Annotated in this window: 17 protein-coding genes; 3 read left to right on the top strand and 14 right to left on the bottom strand. The window is 62.4% G+C overall.

Annotated elements, in window-relative coordinates:
* Nucleotides 1–38: 38 nt before the first annotated feature.
* From JYG36_RS19225 to gcl, 9 genes are all read right to left on the bottom strand, one after another.
* Complete coding sequence (locus tag JYG36_RS19225) at nt 39–2,066, bottom strand: mechanosensitive ion channel family protein (protein WP_213602034.1); 2,028 nt, start codon at nt 2,064–2,066, stop codon at nt 39–41.
* Nucleotides 2,067–2,203: 137 nt separating this feature from the next.
* Nucleotides 2,204–3,205 (bottom strand): sulfate ABC transporter substrate-binding protein, encoded by a 1,002-nt coding sequence (locus tag JYG36_RS19220; protein ID WP_123568109.1) that lies wholly within the window; start codon nt 3,203–3,205, stop codon nt 2,204–2,206.
* Nucleotides 3,206–3,298: 93 nt separating this feature from the next.
* Nucleotides 3,299–4,123 carry an ion transporter gene (locus JYG36_RS19215; RefSeq protein WP_045200389.1) on the bottom strand — a complete coding sequence of 275 codons (825 nt, stop codon included), beginning with the start codon at nt 4,121–4,123 and terminating at the stop codon, nt 3,299–3,301.
* A gap of 44 nt (nt 4,124–4,167) precedes the next feature.
* The gene (locus JYG36_RS19210) at nt 4,168–5,052 is read right to left on the bottom strand and encodes an urea transporter (protein ID WP_093385510.1); all 885 of its coding nucleotides are present in this window, start codon (nt 5,050–5,052) and stop codon (nt 4,168–4,170) included.
* Between the two features lie 122 nt (nt 5,053–5,174).
* Nucleotides 5,175–6,590 carry a pyruvate kinase gene (gene pyk / locus JYG36_RS19205; RefSeq protein ID WP_045200392.1) on the bottom strand — a complete coding sequence of 472 codons (1,416 nt, stop codon included), beginning with the start codon at nt 6,588–6,590 and terminating at the stop codon, nt 5,175–5,177.
* A 1-nt stretch (nt 6,591) separates the two neighbouring features.
* Nucleotides 6,592–7,860, bottom strand: a complete 1,269-nt coding sequence (locus tag JYG36_RS19200) for a glycerate kinase type-2 family protein (protein WP_045200395.1) — start codon at nt 7,858–7,860, stop codon at nt 6,592–6,594.
* 172 nt (nt 7,861–8,032) lie between these two features.
* On the bottom strand, nt 8,033–8,926 hold the full coding sequence (locus JYG36_RS19195) for a 2-hydroxy-3-oxopropionate reductase (protein WP_045200397.1): 894 nt from the start codon (nt 8,924–8,926) through the stop codon (nt 8,033–8,035).
* Nucleotides 8,927–8,958: 32 nt separating this feature from the next.
* Nucleotides 8,959–9,741, bottom strand: coding sequence for a hydroxypyruvate isomerase (gene hyi, locus JYG36_RS19190; protein WP_093385501.1), 783 nt, complete (start codon nt 9,739–9,741; stop codon nt 8,959–8,961).
* A gap of 57 nt (nt 9,742–9,798) precedes the next feature.
* On the bottom strand, nt 9,799–11,574 hold the full coding sequence (gene gcl / locus JYG36_RS19185; protein WP_045200404.1) for a glyoxylate carboligase: 1,776 nt from the start codon (nt 11,572–11,574) through the stop codon (nt 9,799–9,801).
* Between the two features lie 256 nt (nt 11,575–11,830).
* Between gcl and JYG36_RS19180 the strand changes: the two genes are divergently transcribed.
* The gene (locus JYG36_RS19180) at nt 11,831–12,271 is read left to right on the top strand and encodes a GlcG/HbpS family heme-binding protein (protein ID WP_045200407.1); all 441 of its coding nucleotides are present in this window, start codon (nt 11,831–11,833) and stop codon (nt 12,269–12,271) included.
* A gap of 111 nt (nt 12,272–12,382) precedes the next feature.
* On the opposite strand, the gene JYG36_RS19175 is transcribed toward JYG36_RS19180, so the two are convergent.
* Complete coding sequence (locus tag JYG36_RS19175; RefSeq protein ID WP_010225109.1) at nt 12,383–12,991, bottom strand: TetR/AcrR family transcriptional regulator; 609 nt, start codon at nt 12,989–12,991, stop codon at nt 12,383–12,385.
* A gap of 147 nt (nt 12,992–13,138) precedes the next feature.
* On the opposite strand from JYG36_RS19175, the gene JYG36_RS19170 reads away from it, so the two are divergent.
* Nucleotides 13,139–14,047: a DUF808 domain-containing protein gene (locus JYG36_RS19170; RefSeq protein WP_213602033.1), complete on the top strand. Its 909-nt coding sequence runs from the start codon at nt 13,139–13,141 to the stop codon at nt 14,045–14,047.
* A 15-nt stretch (nt 14,048–14,062) separates the two neighbouring features.
* Here JYG36_RS19170 and JYG36_RS19165 read toward each other — a convergent pair whose 3' ends face one another.
* The gene (locus JYG36_RS19165; protein ID WP_213602031.1) at nt 14,063–16,009 is read right to left on the bottom strand and encodes an LTA synthase family protein; all 1,947 of its coding nucleotides are present in this window, start codon (nt 16,007–16,009) and stop codon (nt 14,063–14,065) included.
* Between the two features lie 186 nt (nt 16,010–16,195).
* Between JYG36_RS19165 and JYG36_RS19160 the strand changes: the two genes are divergently transcribed.
* Nucleotides 16,196–16,513 carry a hypothetical protein gene (locus tag JYG36_RS19160; RefSeq protein WP_213602029.1) on the top strand — a complete coding sequence of 106 codons (318 nt, stop codon included), beginning with the start codon at nt 16,196–16,198 and terminating at the stop codon, nt 16,511–16,513.
* 104 nt (nt 16,514–16,617) lie between these two features.
* Here the strand turns inward: JYG36_RS19160 and JYG36_RS19155 are convergent, their stop codons facing one another.
* From JYG36_RS19155 to JYG36_RS19145, 3 genes are all read right to left on the bottom strand, one after another.
* Nucleotides 16,618–17,406 carry an outer membrane protein OmpK gene (locus JYG36_RS19155; protein WP_045200414.1) on the bottom strand — a complete coding sequence of 263 codons (789 nt, stop codon included), beginning with the start codon at nt 17,404–17,406 and terminating at the stop codon, nt 16,618–16,620.
* 361 nt (nt 17,407–17,767) lie between these two features.
* The gene (locus tag JYG36_RS19150; RefSeq protein ID WP_045200416.1) at nt 17,768–18,553 is read right to left on the bottom strand and encodes an outer membrane protein OmpK; all 786 of its coding nucleotides are present in this window, start codon (nt 18,551–18,553) and stop codon (nt 17,768–17,770) included.
* A gap of 133 nt (nt 18,554–18,686) precedes the next feature.
* Nucleotides 18,687–20,042 (bottom strand): nucleobase:cation symporter-2 family protein, encoded by a 1,356-nt coding sequence (locus tag JYG36_RS19145; RefSeq protein ID WP_045200418.1) that lies wholly within the window; start codon nt 20,040–20,042, stop codon nt 18,687–18,689.
* Between the last annotated feature and the right edge of the window lie 96 nt (nt 20,043–20,138).

Raw genomic sequence — 20,138 nt, 5'->3', positions numbered from 1 at the left:
CGCGACTTTAGCACCGATGGCCGCTGGGGTTAAAGCAATCAGGCCGGTTCTTCAGCGACTTTTTGCGGTGGCGGATTGTATTGCGCAAAGCTCACGTCGTCGGTCTGGTCGACGCGCTTTTTCAGCCGTTCGTTGAAGGCGCGATTGACCGCATATTGCCCGCCGGAGCTGGTGCGAAACTGCGCGGTCAAAGTGATGCCGTTGAGGTTCATGCTGTCGACCCCGAACACCTGCAGCGGCCCTTGCAGGCTGTGGCGCAGCAGCGGGTCTTCGCTGATCGACTGGCCGACTTCGCGGATCAGTTTCAGCGCGCTGTCGACGTCGGTCTGGTAGCTGAACTGAACCGAGAAGAACGCATAGGCGAACTGCCGTGACTGGTTGGTGACCGCCTTGATCTGGCCGAACGGTACCGAGTGCACGAAGCCCTTGCCATCACGCAGGCGCAAGGTGCGGATGGTCAGGCTCTCGACCGTGCCGGCATGCCCGGAATCGAGCACCACCCAGTCGCCGATGGCTATGGTGTCTTCGATGAGGATGAACAGCCCGGTGATCACGTCCTGCACCAGTTGCTGGGAGCCGAAACCGATCGCCAGGCCGACCACCCCGGCGCCGGCCAGCAAGGGCGCGACGTTGATGCCCAGGTTGGCCATGGTGGTGATGGTGCAGATCACCACCAGGATGATCTTGATGGCATTGCGCAGCATCGGCAGGATGGTCCGCACCCGGGTGCTCGGCTGGCGCGACGAGCGCCGCCCCACCGTGGGCTTGAGGGCTTCCTGGATCGCCGTGTCGATCACCACCCACAGCAGCCAGGTGACCAGCAGGATCAGGCCGATGCTGCTCAGTGAATCACTGATCGCCCGGCCCAGGCTGTTGCGCAGGGCAAAATCGAGCACCGAAAAGCCCCAGATGCGCCCCAGCAGCTCGATGAAGGCCACTGCCATGGCGATGCGCAGCAGCGCGTGGGCAAGGTTGCGCAGCAGTTCCTTGTACGGACGCAGGCGTTGCCCGGGTTCGATGTCGTGGGCCTTGAACAGGTGCTGCAAGGTGGTGCTGAGAAACAGCGTGGCGATCAGCAAAATGGTGGTCAGCAACGCGTTTTGCAGGGCCTTCTGGCTCTCTTCGCCGGCGCCGATCAGGGTGATGGCCGAGACCAGGATCATCATCAGGATCGGCAGGTACCAGAGCCAGGAAAAGATCCGCAGGGTTTCCTGCACGGCGCGGTGCTGCAAGCGCTCCTTGAGCGCGCGGTTGCGGATCAGGTGCGCCACCGGGCGGCGCAGGCGAATCACCAGGACGGCGAACGCCAGGGTCGCCAGCAGGCCGGTGATTACCGCCACGCTGCTGGTGATGTTGCCGCCCAGTTGGCGGGTGATCTGCGGGCTGGTCAGGGCATCGCTCCAGGCCGCCAGAAAGCCGATCATGAACAGCGGCCGAGGCGCCAGCTGGCGAATGATGCGCACCGCCGCGCGCTTGTGGCCGGTGTCGAACAGGGTGATCAGGCACAGGATGATCGATGTCGAGAAGATACCGCTGCTGGTGGCATAGGCCAGGCTCAGGCCCAGGGCGCGGCCTACCGACGGCTCCAGATAGTGGCTGACGTACAGCGTGGTCGGCAGGCTGGCCAGGGCCGGCAGGGTATAGGGCAGCAGGTAGCCGAGCAGTTTCTGCAGGCGCGGGCGTTGGCGCAGCGGGCGGCTGTTGTTGCTGCGATGGGCCAGCAGGCGGCCGAGGTTGGTGAGCACCGCGAAGGCGACCAGCCAGGTGATGCTCAGCAGGGCGAAATCGCCGAGCAGGTCGAGGCCATCGCGACCGGCGTGGCGGTTGACCAGTTGATCGACTTCATTGACGGCGCGGTCGGCGCGCAGGCGCCAGCTGTCGAACAGGTGGCTGTCGATATCCAGTTCCTGGCTGACATCGTCCAGGCCATCGGCAATGGCGCCGAGCAGGCCGCCCTGGACCACGGGTTCAGGTTCAGGTGTTGGTGCGGCGGGCGAAGGTTCGGCGGCGAACAGCTGGCTGCTCAACAGACAACTGAACAGCAAGGTGAGTAAAGATCGGGTCACTGGGCACTCCTTGAGCCGTGGATGACGGAAAGGGTAGTCAATGAACTGATCAGCAAATGGGAGGGTAAGTTCGATAGGGGGTGAAGCAATCGCGGGTCAAGTCGAGGCGTCACCTCGACTGACCCGCGATGAGGCCATTACTGCCCGGTGTAGATCTGGTCGAAAATCCCGCCATCGTTGAAGTGGGTTTTCTGCACGGTGCGCCAGTCACCGAAGGTCTTCTCGACCGAGAGGAAGTCGACTTTCGGGAAGCGGTCGGTGTACTTGGCCAGCACCGCTGGATCACGCGGACGCAGGTAGTTGTTGGCGGCGATTTCCTGGGCCTCAGGCGACCACAGGTATTTCAGGTATGCCTCGGCGGTGGCGCGGCTGCCTTTCTTCTCGACCACCTTGTCGACCACACTCACCGGTGGCTCGGCTTCGGCGGAGACGCTTGGGTAGATGACTTCGAACTGGTCACGACCGAACTCGCGGGCGATCATTTCGGCTTCGTTCTCGAAGGTCACCAGCACGTCGCCGATCTGGTTGGTCATGAAGGTGGTGGTGGCGGCGCGGCCACCGGTATCGAGCACTGGCGCCTGCTTGAACAGCTTGCCGACAAAGTCCTTGGCCTTGTTCTCGTCACCGCCGTTCTTCAGCACATAGCCCCAGGCCGAGAGGTAGGTGTAGCGGCCGTTACCGGAGGTTTTCGGGTTTGGCACAATGACCTGGACGCCGTCTTTGAGCAGGTCGGGCCAGTCTTTCAGGGCCTTGGGGTTGCCCTTGCGCACGATGAACACAGTGGCCGAGGTGAACGGCGCGCTGTTGTTCGGTAGGCGCGTGACCCAGTTGTCCGGCACCAGCTTGCCGTTGTCGGCCAGGGCATTGATGTCGGTGGCCATGTTCATGGTGATGACGTCAGCCGGCAGGCCGTCGATTACCGAACGGGCCTGCTTGCTCGAGCCACCGAACGACATCTGCACGGTGATCTTCTCTTTGTGCTCGGCTTCCCAGTGCTTCTGGAACGCGGCGTTGTAATCCTTGTAGAAGTCGCGCATCACGTCGTACGAGACGTTCAGCAGCGGCGCCGGAGCAGCCTGGGCCACGGAGCCGAAGGCGAGGCTTGCGGCCAGAAGCGAGGCACTGAAGAGTTTTTTCACTGCGCATTCCTTGTTCGAGTTAGCGTTAAAGGCATTATGCCAGCGACTATAACGGTTGGGCTTTAGGCGCTAAAAGATTAAAAAGTGCTTTGCTTATTCCATTTTTTTAAACAGCGCATTGCCGCAGCGCGAGCAGAACGCCGCGCCGTGCTCGTGGCTGTTTTTCCGGCACACCGGGCAGTCGTGCTGTAGCTGTTCGCCGCGCATGGCGTTGGCAAGCTCGGCGGTGAAAATCCCGGTGGGCACGGCGATGATCGAGTAACCGGTGATCATCACCATCGACGACAACACCTGGCCCAGCGGGGTTTTGGGCACGATGTCGCCAAAGCCGACCGTGGTCAGGGTGACGATCGCCCAGTAGATGCCCTTGGGGATGCTGGTAAAGCCATGCTCGGGACCTTCGACCACATACATCAGGGTGCCGAACACGGTGACCAGGGTCGAGACGCTGAGCAGGAACACGATGATCTTCTGCTTGCTGCCGCGCAGCGCCGCGAGCAGGTAATGGGCCTGCTTGAGGTAGGGGCTGAGCTTGAGCACGCGAAAGATCCGCAGCATACGTACGACGCGGATGATCAGCAGGTATTGGGCGTCGCTGTAGTACAGGGCGATGATCCCCGGGACGATCGCCAGCAGGTCGACCAGGCCATAAAAACTGAAGGCGTAGCGCAAGGGCTTGGGCGAGCAATACAAGCGGATCAGGTACTCGACCAGAAAGATCGCGGTAAAGCCCCACTCGACGGCCGCCAGCAACCCGGCATAACCCTGGTGCACCTCGTCGATGCTGTCGAGGATCACCGTTACCAGGCTGGCGAGAATGATCAGCAGGAGGATCTTGTCGAAGCGCCGGCCGGCCGTGGTGTCGGTTTGAAAGACGATGACGTAGAGCCGCTCGCGCCAGCTCGAAGGGGTGTCCATAGGCTCGTTCCAAAGGCAGATGGGCAGAGCCTAGGGGCTGCACCTCAGCTGTGCAAGCGACGCCGGCTGTGGGATAGCGGCAGGCGCAGCAGGCGGCCGCCGGCATGCAGCAGCCAGCAGGCGAGAATGAACGGCGCAGTCAGGCCGGCGACCGGCAGCAGGCTCACCGCTGGTTGCAGGGCAATTGCCAGGACGATGGCCAGCAGCGGCAGCCAGGGCCGCTGGCGTTCCTGGCTGAAGGCCAGGGCGGCGAGGGCGGCATTGAAACCGAACAGGCCGTTGTAGGCCGCCGTGGCCTCGCCACCGAGCAACGCCACGCTGCCGCCGATGGCCGAGCCGAGCAGGGCCCAGACGGCGGCGTAGCGATTGGAGATCAGCAGGCCGAGGGCGATCAGCACGCCGGCCAGCGGCTGGTCGAGCAAGAAGATCTGCCCAAGGCCGCGGGCCAGGGCGAACAGCGGGTTGGCCTCGACACTGGTGCTGGTGGCGCTGGCGGGTTCGGCCATGGCCAGGGCGGCCCAGCCGAGCAACACGAACGGCGCGGTATAGGCAGGCAGCAGTTGCCTGGGGCCGCGCTTGAGCCACTGGTGCACGAGCATGCTGCTCAGGCCGCCAGCGGCGATGATCAGTGGCGGCAGAATCGCCGACCAGGGCAGGGCATAGCTGATCAGCAGACCAATCAGCACGCCGTTGTAGCTGTACAGGCCGGCCTGGCGGTCAGTGCGGTTGTAGCCACGGCGCTGGGCAGTCAGCAGCCCGGCGAGGGCCCCGAGCAGCGCGCCGCCGACCAGGTCGGGCGCGGTCAGGGTGATAGCCAGCAGGCAGCACAGGCCACACAGCGGATTGCGCTGCAGCAGCACCTGGCTGAAGCCGTTGAGCAAGGCAGTGGCCCAGTCGGGGCACGGGTTGACGAAATTCTTGGTGTACATGGGGGCAGTCTGGGTTGATGTGGAGTGGGGAGCCTCTTTGGGCCGGGTTGTCCCACCTGGGGTTTGTGTTGCATTCATCGCGGGTCAAGCCCGCTCCCACAAACCTGTGGGAGCGGTCTACCTCAGATCAAGGTCTCGATCCGCAGCGTGTTAGTCGACCCCGGCTTGCCAAAAGGCACACCGGCAGTGATCAACAGCGTGTCGCCGCGGCTGGCCATGCCCTGGGCCTGGGCGATCTCCAGGGCGGTGGAGCAGATCTCGTCGACCTGGCGCAAGCGATCGTTGACCACCGAATGCACACCCCAGGCCACGCTCAGGCGCCGGGCGGTGGACAGGTTGGGCGTCAGGTTGAGGATCGGCGCCCGTGGCCGCTCGCGCGCAGCGCGCAGGGTCGAAGCCCCCGATTCGCTGTAGTTGACCAGCACCGCCACCGGCAGGATGCCGCTGATGCGGCGGATCGCGCAGCTGATGGCATCCGACACGGTGGCCTCGGCTTTCGGCCGGCCGACGTCGAGTTGCGCCTGGTAGTCCGGGCCGTTCTCCACCTGGCGGATGATCTTGCTCATCATCTGTACCGCTTCCAGCGGGTAGTCGCCCGAAGCGGTCTCGGCCGAGAGCATCACCGCATCGGCGCCTTCGGCCACGGCGTTGGCGACGTCGGTGACTTCGGCGCGGGTCGGGGCCGGGGAGAAGCGCATCGATTCGAGCATCTGCGTGGCCACCACCACCGGTTTACCCAGTTCGCGGCAGGTGTTGATGATGCTCTTCTGGATCTGCGGCACGCTTTCGGCCGGCACTTCCACGCCCAGGTCGCCACGGGCAACCATGATCGCGTCGCTGAGCTCGGCAATGGCGCGCAGTTGGGTCACCGCCGAGGGCTTCTCGATCTTGGCCATCAGGTAGGCACGGTCACCGATCAGCTGGCGCGCTTCGACGATGTCTTCCGGGCGCTGCACGAACGACAGTGCCACCCAGTCCACGCCCAGCTCCAGGCCGAAGCTCAGGTCGCGGCGGTCCTTGGCGGTCAGCGGGCTGAGGTCGAGTACCGCTTGCGGCACGTTGACGCCCTTGCGGTCGGACAGCTCGCCGCCGTTGAGCACTTCGGTCTCGATTGCGTCGCTGTGCTTGGCGGTCACCCGCAGGCGCAGCTTGCCGTCGTCGAGCAGCAGGTCCATGCCCGGCTCCAGCGCAGCGATGATTTCCGGGTGCGGCAGGTTGACCCGCTCAAGCGTACCCGGGGTGCTGTCCAGGTCCAGGCGCAGGGCCTGGCCGCGTTGCAGCTGGACCTTGCCCTCGGCAAAACGGCCGACGCGCAGTTTAGGCCCCTGCAGGTCCATGAGGATGCCCAGCGGGTAGTTGAGCTGGCTCTCCACCTCGCGGATCCACTGGTAGCGCAGGGCGTGGTCTTCGTGCTCGCCGTGGCTGAAGTTCAGGCGAAAGATGTTCACCCCGGCCTCGACCAGTTGGCGGATGTCATCGATGCCCTTGATCGCAGGACCGAGGGTGGCGAGGATTTTGACTTTTTTATCAGGCGTCATGTCAGGCACTCTCGAGAATCAGGATGGCGCGAAAATCGTTGACGTTGGTCCGCGTCGGCTCGGTAACGATCAAGTCATCGAGCGCGGCGAAGTAGCCGTAGCCATTGTTGTTGTCCAGCTCGTCACTGGCCGACAGGCCCAGGGCCGCGGCGCGGGCGTAGCTGTCCGGGGTCATCAGTGCGCCGGCGTTGTCTTCGGAGCCGTCGATGCCATCGGTGTCACCGGCCAGGGCATAGACCCCGCGCAGGCCCTTGAGGCTTTCGGTCAGGCTCAGCAAAAACTCGGCGTTGCGCCCGCCACGGCCATTGCCGCGCACGGTCACGGTGGTTTCGCCACCGGAGAGGATCACGCAGGGTGGCGACAGCGGCTGGCCGTGCTGGACGATCTGCCGGGCGATGCCGGCATGGACCTTGGCCACCTCGCGCGACTCGCCTTCGAGGTCGCCAAGGATCAGCGGGCTGAAGCCGGCCTGGCGGGCTTTGACCGCTGCCGCTTCCAGCGACTGCTGGGGCCGGGCGATCAGCTGGAAGTGGCTGCGGGCCAGGGCCGGGTCGTCAGCCTTGACGGTCTCGGAGGCCGGGTTGTTGAGCCAGGCGGTGACCGCAGCAGGCGCTTCGATGTTGTAGCGCTTGAGGATCGCCAGGGCTTCGGCCGAGGTGCTCGGGTCGGCCACGGTGGGGCCGGAGGCAATGACCGTGGCCAGATCCCCGGGTACATCGGAAATCGCATAGGTATAGACGGTGGCCGGCCAGCAAGCCTTGGCCAGGCGCCCGCCCTTGATCGCCGAGAGGTGCTTGCGCACGCAGTTCATCTCGCCGATGGTGGCGCCGGATTTGAGCAGGGCCTTGTTGATCTGTTGCTTGTCGGCCAGGGTCAGGCCTTCGGCAGGCAGCGCCAGCAGCGCCGAACCACCGCCGGAGAGCAGGAAAATCACCCGGTCGTCAGCCGTGAGGTTGCTGACCATTTCCAGTACCCGCTTGGCCACGGCCAGGCCGGCGGCATCCGGGACCGGGTGGGCGGCTTCGACCACTTCGATTTTCGAGCAGCTGGCGCCATGGCCGTAGCGGGTAACCACCAGGCCGGAAACCGGGCCCTTCCAGGCGCGCTCGACGACTTCAGCCATGGCCGCGGCAGCCTTGCCGGCGCCGATGACGATGACGCGACCGCTGCGGTCGCTGGGCAGGTGGGCTTCAAGGACCTGGCGGGGATGCGCGGCATCGATGGCCGTGGCGAACAGCTCGCGCAGAAAGTGTTGCGGATCGACCGACATGGCAGGCTCCAATCTTATTGTTTTTCAGAATCAAAAACGCCCCTGGGCCCGCCTCCGTGCAGGCCGACCCAGGGGCGCTGAAAGCGGCAAGCTTCAAGCTCCAAGCCGCAAGAGAAAGCGGATCGACGCGCGGCCTGCTTTTACTTGCAGCTTGAAGCTTGCAACTGGCCTCTTACTCTTCACCGCGGATCGAGAAGTTGGCCATGTGCTCAAGGCCCTTGATCAGCGCCGAGTGGTCCCAGTTGGCGCCGCCGATGGCCGCGCAGGTGCTGAACACTTGCTGGGCGTTGGCGGTGTTGGGCAGGTTGATGTTCAGTTCCTTGGCGCCTTGCAGGGCCAGGTTCAGGTCTTTCTGGTGCAGGCTGATACGGAAGCCCGGGTCGAAGGTGCCCTTGATCATGCGCTCGCCGTGCACTTCGAGGATTTTCGACGAAGCGAAGCCGCCCATCAGTGCTTCACGCACCTTGGCAGGGTCGGCGCCGTTCTTGGCGGCGAACAGCAGCGCTTCGGCCACCGCCTGGATGTTCAGGGCGACGATGATCTGGTTGGCGACCTTGGCAGTCTGGCCGTCGCCGCTGCCGCCGACGCGGGTGATGTTCTTGCCCATGACCTGGAACAGCGGCAGGGCGCGTTCGAAGGCGTTCGGGCAGCCGCCGACCATGATGCTCAGGGTCGCGGCCTTGGCACCGACTTCACCGCCGGACACCGGCGCGTCGAGGTAGGTGGCGCCGGTGGCCTTGATCTTCTCGGCGAAGGCTTTGGTGGCGGTTGGCGAGATCGAGCTCATGTCGATCACCACCTTGTTCGGGCCGACGCCCTGGGCCACGCCGTTGTCGCCGAACAGCACCGCTTCAACCTGCGGGGTATCGGGGACCATGACGATGATGAATTCAGCTTCCTGGGCCACTTCTTTCGGGTTGGCCAGGGCTACGGCGCCGGCGGCGACCAGGTCGGCAGGGGCAGCGTCGTGGTGGGTCGAGAGGAACAGGCTGTGACCGGCTTTTTGCAGGTTCTGCGCCATTGGGCGGCCCATGATGCCGGTGCCGATAAATCCGATTTTAGCCATGAGAAATGCCTCTTGTAATTGTTGGATGCAGGTCAGATCGCGTTATGGGTCTTCAGCCAGCCAAGGCCCGCTTCGGTAGTGGTCAGCGGCTTGTATTCACAGCCCACCCAGCCCTGGTAGCCGATGCGGTCCAGGTGTTCGAAGAGGAAGCGATAGTTGATCTCGCCAGTACCCGGCTCGTTGCGGCCGGGGTTGTCGGCCAGCTGGATGTGGTTGATCTTGGCCAGGTTGCTCTGCACGGTACGGGCAAGATCGCCCTCCATGATCTGCATGTGGTAGATGTCGTATTGCAGGTACAGGTTGCTGCTCGCCACCTCGGCCTGGATCTCCAGCGCCTGTTTGGTGGTGTTCAGGTAGAAGCCCGGGATGTCGCGGGTGTTGATCATTTCCATGACCAGCTTGATCCCGGCGGCCTGCAGCTTGTCGGCGGCAAACTTGAGGTTGTCGACGAAGGTCTTGCGCACCGTGGCGCAGTCCGGGCCTTGTGGACGGATGCCGGCCAGGCAGTTGACCTGGGTGTTGCCCAGCACCTGGGCGTAGGCGATGGCCAGATCGACACCGGCGCGGAATTCCTCGACACGGGCCGGGTCGCAGGCGATGCCGCGATCACCCTTGGCCCAGTCGCCGGCCGGCAGGTTGAACAGCACCTGGGTCAGGCCGTGGGCATCGAGCTGCTGCTTGATTTCAGCCGAGCTGAAGTCGTACGGGAACAGGTACTCGACACCGCTGAAGCCGGCGTCGGCAGCAGCCTTGAAACGGGCGAGGAAGTCCTGCTCGGTGAACAGCATGGACAGGTTGGCGGCGAAACGTGGCATGGTTGTCTCCTTGCAAAAAGGGGCCCTGTGCACCCGGCAGCAGGGCCTTCGCAGCGATCAGTCGAGCAGGGAAATCGCGGTTGGCGCGTCGTTGCCGACCAGGGCCAGGTCTTCGAATTCGTTGACCGCGTTGATTTCGGTGCCCATGGAAATGTTGGTCACGCGCTCGAGGATAACCTCGACCACCACCGGTACCCGGAACTCTTCAGCCAGCTTTTGCGCCTTGAGCAGGGCCGGGGCGATCTCGCCAGGCTCGGTCACGCGCAGGGCCTTGCAGCCCAGGCCTTCGACCACGGCGACGTGATCGACGCCATAACCGTTGAGTTCCGGCGCGTTGACGTTCTCGAACGCCAGCTGCACACAGTAATCCATCTCGAAGCCGCGCTGGGCCTGGCGGATCAGGCCCAGGTAGGAGTTGTTCACCAGCACGTGGACGTAGGGCAGGTTGAACTGCGCGCCCACTGCCAGCTCTTCGATCATGAACTGGAAGTCATAGTCGCCCGACAGTGCCACGACCTTGCGAGTCGGGTCGGCCTTGACCACGCCCAGCGCCGCAGGAATGGTCCAGCCCAGCGGGCCGGCCTGGCCGCAGTTGATCCAGTGGCGCGGCTTGTAGACGTGGAGGAACTGTGCGCCGGCGATCTGCGACAGACCGATGGTGCTGACGTAGCAGGTGTCCTTGCCGAACACCTGGTTCATTTCCTGGTAAACGCGCTGCGGCTTGACCGGCACGTTGTCGAAGTGGGTCTTGCGCTGCAGGCTCGACTTGCGCTGCTGGCAGTCTTCGAGCCAGGCGCTGCGGTCCTTGAGCTTGCCGGCGGCTTTCCACTCGCGGGCCACTTCCAGGAACACGTCCAGGGCGGCGCCAGCGTCGGAAACGATACCCAGGTCCGGGGTGAACACGCGGCCAATCTGGGTCGGCTCGATGTCGACGTGAATGAAGCGGCGGCCTTCGGTGTAGACGTCAACGGAGCCGGTGTGACGGTTGGCCCAACGGTTGCCGATACCCAGCACCACGTCGGACTTGAGCATAGTGGCGTTGCCGTAGCGGTGCGAGGTCTGCAGGCCGACCATGCCGACCATCAGCGGGTGATCGTCAGGGATGATGCCCCAGCCCATCAGGGTCGGGATCACCGGGATACCGGTCAGCTCAGCGAATTCCACCAGCTTGTCGCAGGCATCGGCGTTGATGATGCCGCCACCGGCAACCAGCAATGGACGCTCGGCAGTGTCGAGCATGGCCAGGGCTTTCTCGACCTGGACACGGTTGGCCGCAGGCTTTTGCACCGGCAGCGGCTGGTAGGCATCGATGTCGAATTCGATCTCGGCCATCTGCACGTCGAACGGCAGGTCGATCAGCACCGGGCCTGGGCGGCCGGAGCGCATTTCATAGAAGGCTTTCTGGAACGCATATGGCACCTGGCCGGGTTCCAGAACGGTGGTCGCCCACTTGGTCACCGGCTTGACGATGCTGGTGATGTCGACGGCCTGGAAATCTTCCTTGTGCATGCGGGCACGCGGCGCTTGGCCGGTGATGCACAGGATCGGGATGGAGTCGGCCGAGGCACTGTACAGGCCGGTGACCATGTCGGTGCCGGCAGGGCCGGAGGTGCCGATGCACACGCCGATGTTGCCGGCCTTGGTGCGGGTGTAACCCTCGGCCATGTGCGAGGCGCCTTCAACGTGACGAGCGAGGACGTGATCGATACCGCCGACTTTCTTCAGGGCCGAGTACAGGGGGTTGATGGCTGCACCCGGAATGCCAAACGCGGTTTCCACACCTTCGCGGCGCATCACCAGAACGGCTGCATCAATTGCTCTCATTTTGCTCATGGTTTTGTGCCTCTTTGATTTTGTAATTGTATACAAATGGCTTTTCACCAGAGTGTATTCACGCCAGGCGACTCTGGTCAATCCATTTTCATCGGCGATCGGCGCTTTCGTCGGGAAGCCTTTAAAAATGGCGTTTCGTCAGAATTGGTTCATCGCGTCGAAATTATTGTATACAAAAATATTCGCCATTGTGTTCTATTTGTTCTATTGATTTTTACACCTGCCCTCGGGCTTCTAACAACAAGAGGACCTTTCCATGAACGCTTTGACCCTGAAAGTCGCTGTCAGCCTGGTGAACGCTGCGCTGGTGGCCGGGCGCAAGATCTCCTCCGCGCCGCTGACCGTGGCGGTGCTGGACAGCGGCGGTCACCTGCTGGCCCTGCAGCGTGAAGACGGCGCCAGCCTGCTGCGCCCGCAAGTGGCGATGGGCAAGGCCTGGGGCGCAATTGCCCTGGGCAAGGGCTCGCGCCTGCTGGCGCTGGACGCGCAACAGCGCCCGGCGTTCTTCGCCGCGCTCAATGGCCTGGGTCAAAGCCCGGTGGTGCCGGCGCCGGGTGGGGTGCTGATTCGTAATCAGCAGGGCGTGGTGCTGGGGGCGATCGGTATCAGTGGCGATACGTCGGATATCGACGAGCAGTGCGCGATCAGTGCGATCGAAGAGGCGGGGTTGACGGCGGATGCCGGTGTAGCGGCTTAAAATGTATCGCGGGTCAAGTCGAGTCGTCGCACCGCCGCTCCCACAATCACCTGACCCTGTGGGAGCGGCGGTGCGACGACTCGACTTGACCCGCGATGGATGCACTACCGATCAAGCGTCCGGCTCACAGCCCTTGAGCACCAAACGAATGATGGTCTGCGCCGCCGCTTCATAATCGCTGTCATCGAGCTTGGCCTTGCCGGTGACCACCGAGATCTGCCAGTCGAAGTCGGCGTAGGTCTGGGTCGCGGCCCAGATGCTGAACATCAGGTGGTGCGGGTCGAGCGGGGCGATCTGGCCGCGGTCGATCCACGCCTGGATGCACTCGATGTTGTGCCGGGCCTGGTCGTTGAGCTGCTCGACCTGGCTCGGGCTCAGGTGCGGCGCGCCGTGCATGATCTCGCTGGCGAACACCTTGGAGGCGAACGGCAGATCGCGCGAGATGCGCACCTTGGAGCGGATGTAGGCGCTCAGCACTTCTTTGGGATCGCCGTCGGCATTGAACGGTGTCGACGCCTGCATGATCGGCTCGATGATGCTTTCCAGGACCTCGCGGTAGAGGTTTTCCTTGGACTTGAAGTAGTAATAGACGTTGGGCTTGGGCAGGCCGGCCTTGGCCGCGATGTCGCTGGTCTTGGTGGCAGCGAAGCCCTTGTCGGCAAACTCTTCACTGGCCGCGCGCAGGATCAGTTCTTTGTTGCGCTCGCGAATGCTGCTCATGGTTGACGCTGTTCCTCGTGTCTGGCCGCTGGCGGCACCCGGGCCTGGGAGGGCGGTTGCGCATGGTAGCACCGGGTTCGCAAGCGGCTCAAGGTGGCGACTTTGAGCTAGACTGTGGCCCTCTCAACCCGCTGGAATCAGGCAAACATGGCAGGAAGCAGTCTTCTGGTATTGATCAACGATATCGCTACGGTACTCGACGATGTCTCGGTAATGACCAAGGTCGCGGCAAAAAAGACCGCAGGGGTGCTGGGCGACGACCTGGCGCTCAATGCCCAGCAGGTTACCGGCGTGCGCGCCGAGCGGGAAATCCCGGTGGTCTGGGCGGTGGCCAAGGGCTCGTTCCTCAACAAACTGATCCTGGTGCCGGCGGCGCTGTTGATCAGCGCCTTCATCCCCTGGGCGGTGACGCCGCTGCTGATGGTCGGCGGTGCGTTCCTGTGTTTTGAAGGCTTCGAAAAGCTCGCGCACAAGTTCCTCCACAGCAAGGAGCAAGACCAGGCCGAGCATGCGGCGCTGACCGAGGCGGTGGCGGACCCAGCAGTCGACCTGGTGGCCTTCGAGCAAGGCAAGATCAAGGGCGCGGTGCGCACCGACTTCATCCTTTCGGCCGAGATCATCGCCATCACCCTGGGCGCGGTCGCCCATGCGCCGCTGACCCAGCAGATCATCGTGCTCTCGGGCATCGCCATTGTCATGACCATCGGTGTTTATGGCCTGGTGGCCGGCATCGTCAAGCTCGATGACCTGGGCCTGTGGCTGACCCAGAAGGCTTCCAGCGCCGCCAAGGCGATCGGCAACGGCATCCTGCGCGCGGCGCCGTACATGATGAAAAGCCTGTCGGTGATCGGCACGGCGGCGATGTTTCTGGTCGGTGGCGGGATTCTGGTGCACGGCGTGGCGCCGCTGCACCATGCCATTGAAGCCTTCAGCGCAGGCCGCGGCGGCGCCTTGACCGGCGCCTTGCTCAACGCCGGCGTCGGTATCCTTGCCGGCGCCGCGGTACTGGCGGTGGTGGCGGTCATCGGCAAGCTCTGGCGTGCTGCCAGAGCCTGATGCCGCGAGGTTCGATCAGTTCTTCAGTGCTGTGCGCTCGTTGGCTGCGGGCAGCCAGTCGAGCAGGTGGTGGGTGAAGCCGTAGCTGGCGACCTGGTAGTAGGCGATTGCGCGCTGGATCAACGGGTCACTGGTGCTGCTGTTCACTTCCTGGCTTTCACCCAGCGCCTGGTTGTGGCGGCGCAAGCCGTCACGCGGGCTGAGGATGGCCAGGTCCTGGCCGTTGAACAGGCCCAGGTGCTGGTAGTTGCCGATCAGCACCCGCGGTGGCAGGCGGTCATCGAGCATCAGGTCGCGACCGAAGAAGGTCGAGGTGTAGCTCATGTTCAACAGGCCCAGCAGGGTCGGTGCGAGGTCGATCTGGCTGGCCAGTTTTGACTCCTCGCGCGCTTCGATCAGCTTCGGGGCGTAGATGAACAGCGGGATCTGATAGTTGCTGACCGGCAGGTCCTCCTTGCCGGCGCTGCCCGCCGTGTGATCGGCGACAAAGATGAACAGGGTGTTGTCGAACCAGGGTTTGCTGCGGGCCTGTTGCAAAAAGCGCCCGATGGCATGGTCGGTGTACTTCACCGCGCCGTCGCGGCCATTGCCTGATGGAATATCGATACGGCCATCGGGGTAGGTGTAGGGACGATGGTTGGAGGTGGTCATCAGTTGCAGGAAGAACGGCACCTGGTTGTCGTGGTCGGCGTCCGCCAGTTTTAGCGCTTGGGTGTACAGGTCTTCATCGGACATGCCCCAGGCATTCTTGAAGCTGATGTCGGCTTCGGCAACGCTGCTCTGGTCGACGACCCGGTAGCCGTTGCCGCTGAAAAACGCGTTCATGTTGTCGAAATAGCCGCGCCCGCCGTAGACGAACACGCTGTCATAGCCGACTTCGGCCAGTTGCTGGCCAAGGCTGGCGAAGCCGCTTTCACGGCCGATGCGCTTGACGATCGAACGCCCGGGCGTTGGCGGCATCGACAGGGTGATCGCCTCCAGACCGCGGTCGGTGCGCGTGCCGGTGGCATAGAAGTTGTTGAAGTACAGGCTCTGCTTGCGCAGTGCGTCGAGGTTGGGGGTAAGGTTGCGAGTATCGCCGTTGCTGCCCAGGTACTTGGCGCTCAGGCTCTCGATGGTAACCAGGACGATATTCGGCGTGCGCGGGCTGCCCGAGGCAGTAATTTCCCGGCGAATGCCCATGGGTTCCTGATCGACGAAGCGTGCATTGGGTTCTTGCAGTTCGGCGCGGATCAACTGGGTGGATTCGCTTTCGCTGAGGCTGCCGTAGAACTGTGAATAGTCCAGTTCGTTGTTGCGAAACGCGGCAAAGAACTGGTACGGCCCGTTGCTTGCCAGTTCGCGGGCGTAAGCATTGCCACCCTGGCCGCGAGGCATGTCCTGGTTGATCAACAGCGCGCAACAGCCAACCAGCAGTGCCAGGCCAGCAAGGTTGGCAAGGCGTTTACGCCAACTGGGCAAAGGTGCATCCAGGGCCTGGCGCAGCGGTTTGGCAATTGCCAGGGTCACTACCAACGCGACCAGTGCCAGTACGCTGAGAATCAGGCCGATGGGGTAGGACTCGAGGATGTTGTTCAGTACCTCATCGGAGTACACCAGGTAGTCCACGGCGATAAAGTTGAAGCGCACGCCGAACTCGTCCCAGAACAGCCATTCGGCAACGGCGACGAACAACATGATGAATACGCTGGCGAACATCACCACTCGCAGCAACCCGCGATGCGCCCGCAACCGCCATAGCGGCGCCGGGCACAGCAGCAGGTAGACGGCCAGGGGCAGGGCGGCATAAATCAGAAAGCCCAGGTCATAGACCAGGCCGGTGGTAAAGATCGAGAAAAAATGCCCCCCGGCTTCACTCAGGTGAGTGAAGTACAGGGCGCTTCTTGTCAGTAAGAAAATAACCAACCACAACGACGTTAATAGCAGTAGATAGCGCACCGGCGCTGAGCGTGTAGCGTGCATGGCGTTTGCCTTGTTATTGCAGGGGAAGTGGGGCGGCAAACTAACGCTTGAAATGAGAAAAAATTGTCAAATAAATGCAGTGAAGAAGTTTGTCTGTAGTTTATAGTGATGGTTCTTTCATGCCGCAAGGATGCGCACGAGGCGCTAATGATAATCGCCCCTGATAACTAAATAAGGAGCCCATGAATGCCCTTCAGAACATTGACCTACGATGTCTTTCACCTGGGCTTGTACATGGCCACTGCATTGGCCTGGACCAGCCTGTGCGTCATGGTTTTGCTTTGCGCGCGCAGGCGTCGCTTTGCTACTGTGCCGGGCAGTTGCCTGGGCGTGGCTGGGCTGGGCGTGCTGGTCTGCCTGGGAATCCTGTTGGCAGATGTACTGCGCCTGATCGATCACCGGGCGGTGTTATTCAGTCTGTTGGTTTTTGGGGTAATTGCACCGGGGCTTGCGGCTGCTGGTTTGTATCTGCGTCTGAATCTGCGGCGCGCGAGTATCGGTTGAATTCGTTTGTAGGAAAACACCTTAGTTGATGTAAGAGATTTCCGAAGTTTGACTTGCTTATAAAAGTTGCGCCCATGCAGGGCGCAACTTTGTATTCGTGCAGATCAGAAGTGCGCTTTGACCAGGAAGCTGGCCGTGTTCTGATCGGTATCAAAGGCATCGCTGTCCTTGATGCCGTATTTGTTCTTCCAGTAGTCGTATTCGAAACCGACATACAACTGCTTCTCGCCCCAGTTCAGCGCCTTGCCCAGGTCGTATTTGACCTGCGGGTTGAAGTGCAGGTTGGCGTGGTAGGTACCACGGCGGCTGGTGGCATCGTTGTCGACGACCCAGTCCATGAAACCATCGATGAGGATGTCGGACTTGCCCACGGGAATGGTGTAGGACCATACCGGGGTGATCTGCCAGACGTTGTCACCGGCGCGGCTGCCTTCGGTGTGGCGCTGGTAGAAGTTCAGCTGGAAGTAATCAAAGCCCGGGATGTCCAGGTCGAAACCCGGGCCGATCAGGTAGGACTCGGTGTCACCTTCGCCAAACTCGTAGGTCATGGCCAGCAGCACGTCCTTGACCGGGCCGAAGGCCAGCTTCTGGTCGAAGATCTTGCCGAAGGACAGGCGCGGGCTGATCTCGCCGTAGTAGGTGTTGGGGCCGTTGTTGAAGTCCTTGTCGCCGTTGTAGAAGATCTTGTCGACGAAGATGAAGTTGTCGCCGTACTTCCAGGCATCGGCGTGCTCGAAGGTCACGGTCTGCTGGATCGACGGGTTGACGGCGAAGTTCTTGCCCCACAGGTAGGTCAGGCTGTTGTTCTGCCATTGCAGCAGGTCACCGGCGCTGGCGCCGGTGCTGGCCGCCAGCAGGCCGCTGGCGAGGATCAGGCTGTTGGTAATACGCATCGCGTAGTTGCTCCCTTGATTGATTCTGTGTCGGTGCTCTGGTGTGGCACCTTTTGGGTAATTACTTGTCTTCTGAGTCAGTTTTTTTCGATTGGCCACAGCTGTTTGGCAAGAGCTGGGCCAACTTTTTGGGGCTGGCTCAACAATCCTGCTCGACGTCAGACTGAACAGATGAAAAGGGTATTGCTGGATGGCGTGACGCTTGCCAACCGCCCGAATTCATTGACTGAGCGGTCAGCAAACGCAGACAGGATCCGTCCTGCCCTGAGCGAGGGGGCGCGCAGATTACTGGCTTGCGCGCCGGTCCTCAAGTGCTCCGTCCTGGAGCAGGTGTGGCAAAAACTGTGCGTTTGGTCAGCTTTTAGAAGTGAACCTTAACCAGGGCGCTGGTAACGCTCTGGTTGGTGTCGAGCTTCCCACTGTTCTCGATACCGTATTTGTCTTTCCAGTAGCTGTATTCGATACCTACGTACAACTGCTTGGCGCCCAGGTTCAGGGCCTTGCCCAGGTCGTATTTGACCTGCGGGTTGAACTGCAGGTTGGCGTGGTAGGTGCCGCGCCGGGTTTGATCGTTGTCCACCACCCAGTCCATGTAGCCATCGATCAGCACGTCGGACTTGCCCACGGGGATGGTGTAGGAAAAGGTTGGGGTAATCTGCCAGACACGATCACCTGGGCGGCTGCCTTCGGTGTTGCGCTGCATGATGTTGAGGGTGAAGTAGTTGAAGCCGGGAATCGCCAGGTCAAAGCCGGGGCCGATCAGGTAGGCCTCGTTGTCGCCTTCGCCCGACTCGTAGGTCATGGCGATCAGTACGTCCTTGATCGGACCGAACTCGAATTTGCGATCGAAGATCTTGCCTAGCGACAGCCGCGGGCTGAACTCACCGTAGTAGGTGTTGCTGCCTTTGTTGCGGTCGGTACCGCCGTTGTAGAAGATCTTGTCGATGAACAGGAAAGTGTCGCCGTACTTCCACTTGTTGGCGTGTTCGAAGGTCAGCGTCTGCTGGATCGCCGGGTTGACCTGGAAGTCCTTGCCGTAGAGGTAGGTGAGGCTGTTGGTGTGCCAGAGCAGCAAGTCCCCTGCGGCGGCTGGCAAGGTGGCCAGCAGACTGCTACCCAGCAGGAGGGAAGTGGTGATGCCTTTCATGTTGTGATTCCCGGCTTTGTTATTGTTGGTTTTCGGTTTTTTGGCGCGAAGCGCCCCGGCCGACCCGCTCCCACGGGTCGACGGCCTTGCATGTTGCTCGGGTGACGCCGGGCGGCAAGCGCCGCCCAAAGGCTCAGTGCTGGTGGGCGGTATCGTTGTGGGCAGCGCGCTCGGCGCCACCGAGGATGTTGAACAGCAGGTTGAGGATCAACGCGCTGACGGTGGCCATGGCAATGCCGCTATGGGTGATCGGTTCCATCCACTGCGGCATCTGTGCAAAGAATTCGGGGCGCACCACCGGGATCAGGCCCATGCCGACGCTGACGGCCACCAGCAACTGGTTACGACGGTCGGCGATGTCGGCTTCCTGGAGGATCTTGATGCCGGTAGCGGCGACCATGCCGAACATGGCAATCGAGGCGCCGCCGAGTACTGCTGGCGGAATCGAGGCAATCAGGAACGCCGCTTTTGGCAGCAGACTGAGCAGGATCAGAAAACCTCCGGCAACTACCGTAACGTAGCGGCAACGCACGCCGGTCATCTGCACCAGGCCGATGTTCTGGGCGAACGAGGAGTGGGTGAAAGTGTTGAAAAAGCCGGCCACGAACGATGCGCCGGCATCGCACATCAGGCCGCGGCGCAGCATGCCCGGGGTGACTTCACGGTCGGTGACCTTGCCCAGGGCGAGGAACATGCCGGTGGACTCGACAAAGATGATCACCACCACCAGGCACATCGACAGGATCGGCGCCAGGCTGAAGGTCGGCATGCCGAAGTGCAGCGGGGTGACGACCTGGACCCAGGGCGCTTCGCTCAGGCCGGTGAGGTCGACCATGCCGATGGAGCCGGCAATGATGTAGCCCAGGCCCATGCCGATCAGCACCGAGACATTGACCCAGAAGCCACGCATGAAGCGGTTGATCAGCAGGATGGTGGCCAGCACCAGGCCGGCGACGATCAGGTACACGGGGGAGCCGAAGGGTGCGGCATCGGCGCCGCCGCCGGCCCAGTTGACGGCAACCGGGAACAGCGACAGGCCGATCGAGGTGATGACTGTGCCGGTCACCAGGGGCGGGAAGAAGCGCACCACCTTGGACATGAACGGCGCGATGATCATGCCGAAGAAGCCGGCGGCGATGGTCGCGCCGAAAATCCCCTGCAGGCCGACGCCGGGCATGCCGGCCATGGCCACCATGCTGCCGACCGCGGCAAAGCTTGCGCCCATCATCACCGGCATGCGGATGCCGACAGCACCAATGCCGAACGACTGGACGATGGTGGCGACACCAGCGACCAGCAGGTCGGCATTGATCAGGAAAGCGACTTCTTCACGAGAAAGTCCGGCGGCTTGACCGATGATCAGCGGCACGGCAATCGCGCCTCCGTACATCAGCAACACATGCTGCAGACCCACCAGGAACAGTTGGAACAGGGGCAGTGGCTGTCGTGGGGGCGCAACAGGGATGTACGCCTTGCGTGACTCGGACATGCAACACCTCGGTTTTGTTTTTATTCTTGGAGCTGCAAGCTTCAAGCGCCAAGCTTCAAGAAGAAGCAGGAGGTCGCGCTTGGCTTGCAGCTTTTT

This window comes from Pseudomonas sp. SORT22, from assembly GCF_018417635.1.
GTDB lineage: Bacteria > Pseudomonadota > Gammaproteobacteria > Pseudomonadales > Pseudomonadaceae > Aquipseudomonas.
Note: the sequence above shows the minus strand (reverse complement) of the source record. Positions and strands in the feature narration are given on the sequence as shown.

Bases quoted from the DNA above. Each gene is read 5' to 3' on its own strand.
- JYG36_RS19215 (WP_045200389.1), bottom strand. From the start codon at position 4,123: ATGGACACCCCTTCGAGCTGGCGCGAGCGGCTCTACGTCATCGTCTTT.
- JYG36_RS19210 (WP_093385510.1), bottom strand. From the start codon at position 5,052: ATGTACACCAAGAATTTCGTCAACCCGTGCCCCGACTGGGCCACTGCC.
- pyk (WP_045200392.1), bottom strand. From the start codon at position 6,590: ATGACGCCTGATAAAAAAGTCAAAATCCTCGCCACCCTCGGTCCTGCG.
- JYG36_RS19200 (WP_045200395.1), bottom strand. From the start codon at position 7,860: ATGTCGGTCGATCCGCAACACTTTCTGCGCGAGCTGTTCGCCACGGCC.
- JYG36_RS19195 (WP_045200397.1), bottom strand. From the start codon at position 8,926: ATGGCTAAAATCGGATTTATCGGCACCGGCATCATGGGCCGCCCAATG.
- hyi (WP_093385501.1), bottom strand. From the start codon at position 9,741: ATGCCACGTTTCGCCGCCAACCTGTCCATGCTGTTCACCGAGCAGGAC.
- gcl (WP_045200404.1), bottom strand. From the start codon at position 11,574: ATGAGCAAAATGAGAGCAATTGATGCAGCCGTTCTGGTGATGCGCCGC.
- JYG36_RS19180 (WP_045200407.1), top strand. From the start codon at position 11,831: ATGAACGCTTTGACCCTGAAAGTCGCTGTCAGCCTGGTGAACGCTGCG.
- JYG36_RS19175 (WP_010225109.1), bottom strand. From the start codon at position 12,991: ATGAGCAGCATTCGCGAGCGCAACAAAGAACTGATCCTGCGCGCGGCC.
- JYG36_RS19170 (WP_213602033.1), top strand. From the start codon at position 13,139: ATGGCAGGAAGCAGTCTTCTGGTATTGATCAACGATATCGCTACGGTA.
- JYG36_RS19165 (WP_213602031.1), bottom strand. From the start codon at position 16,009: ATGCACGCTACACGCTCAGCGCCGGTGCGCTATCTACTGCTATTAACG.
- JYG36_RS19160 (WP_213602029.1), top strand. From the start codon at position 16,196: ATGCCCTTCAGAACATTGACCTACGATGTCTTTCACCTGGGCTTGTAC.
- JYG36_RS19155 (WP_045200414.1), bottom strand. From the start codon at position 17,406: ATGCGTATTACCAACAGCCTGATCCTCGCCAGCGGCCTGCTGGCGGCC.
- JYG36_RS19150 (WP_045200416.1), bottom strand. From the start codon at position 18,553: ATGAAAGGCATCACCACTTCCCTCCTGCTGGGTAGCAGTCTGCTGGCC.
- JYG36_RS19145 (WP_045200418.1), bottom strand. From the start codon at position 20,042: ATGTCCGAGTCACGCAAGGCGTACATCCCTGTTGCGCCCCCACGACAG.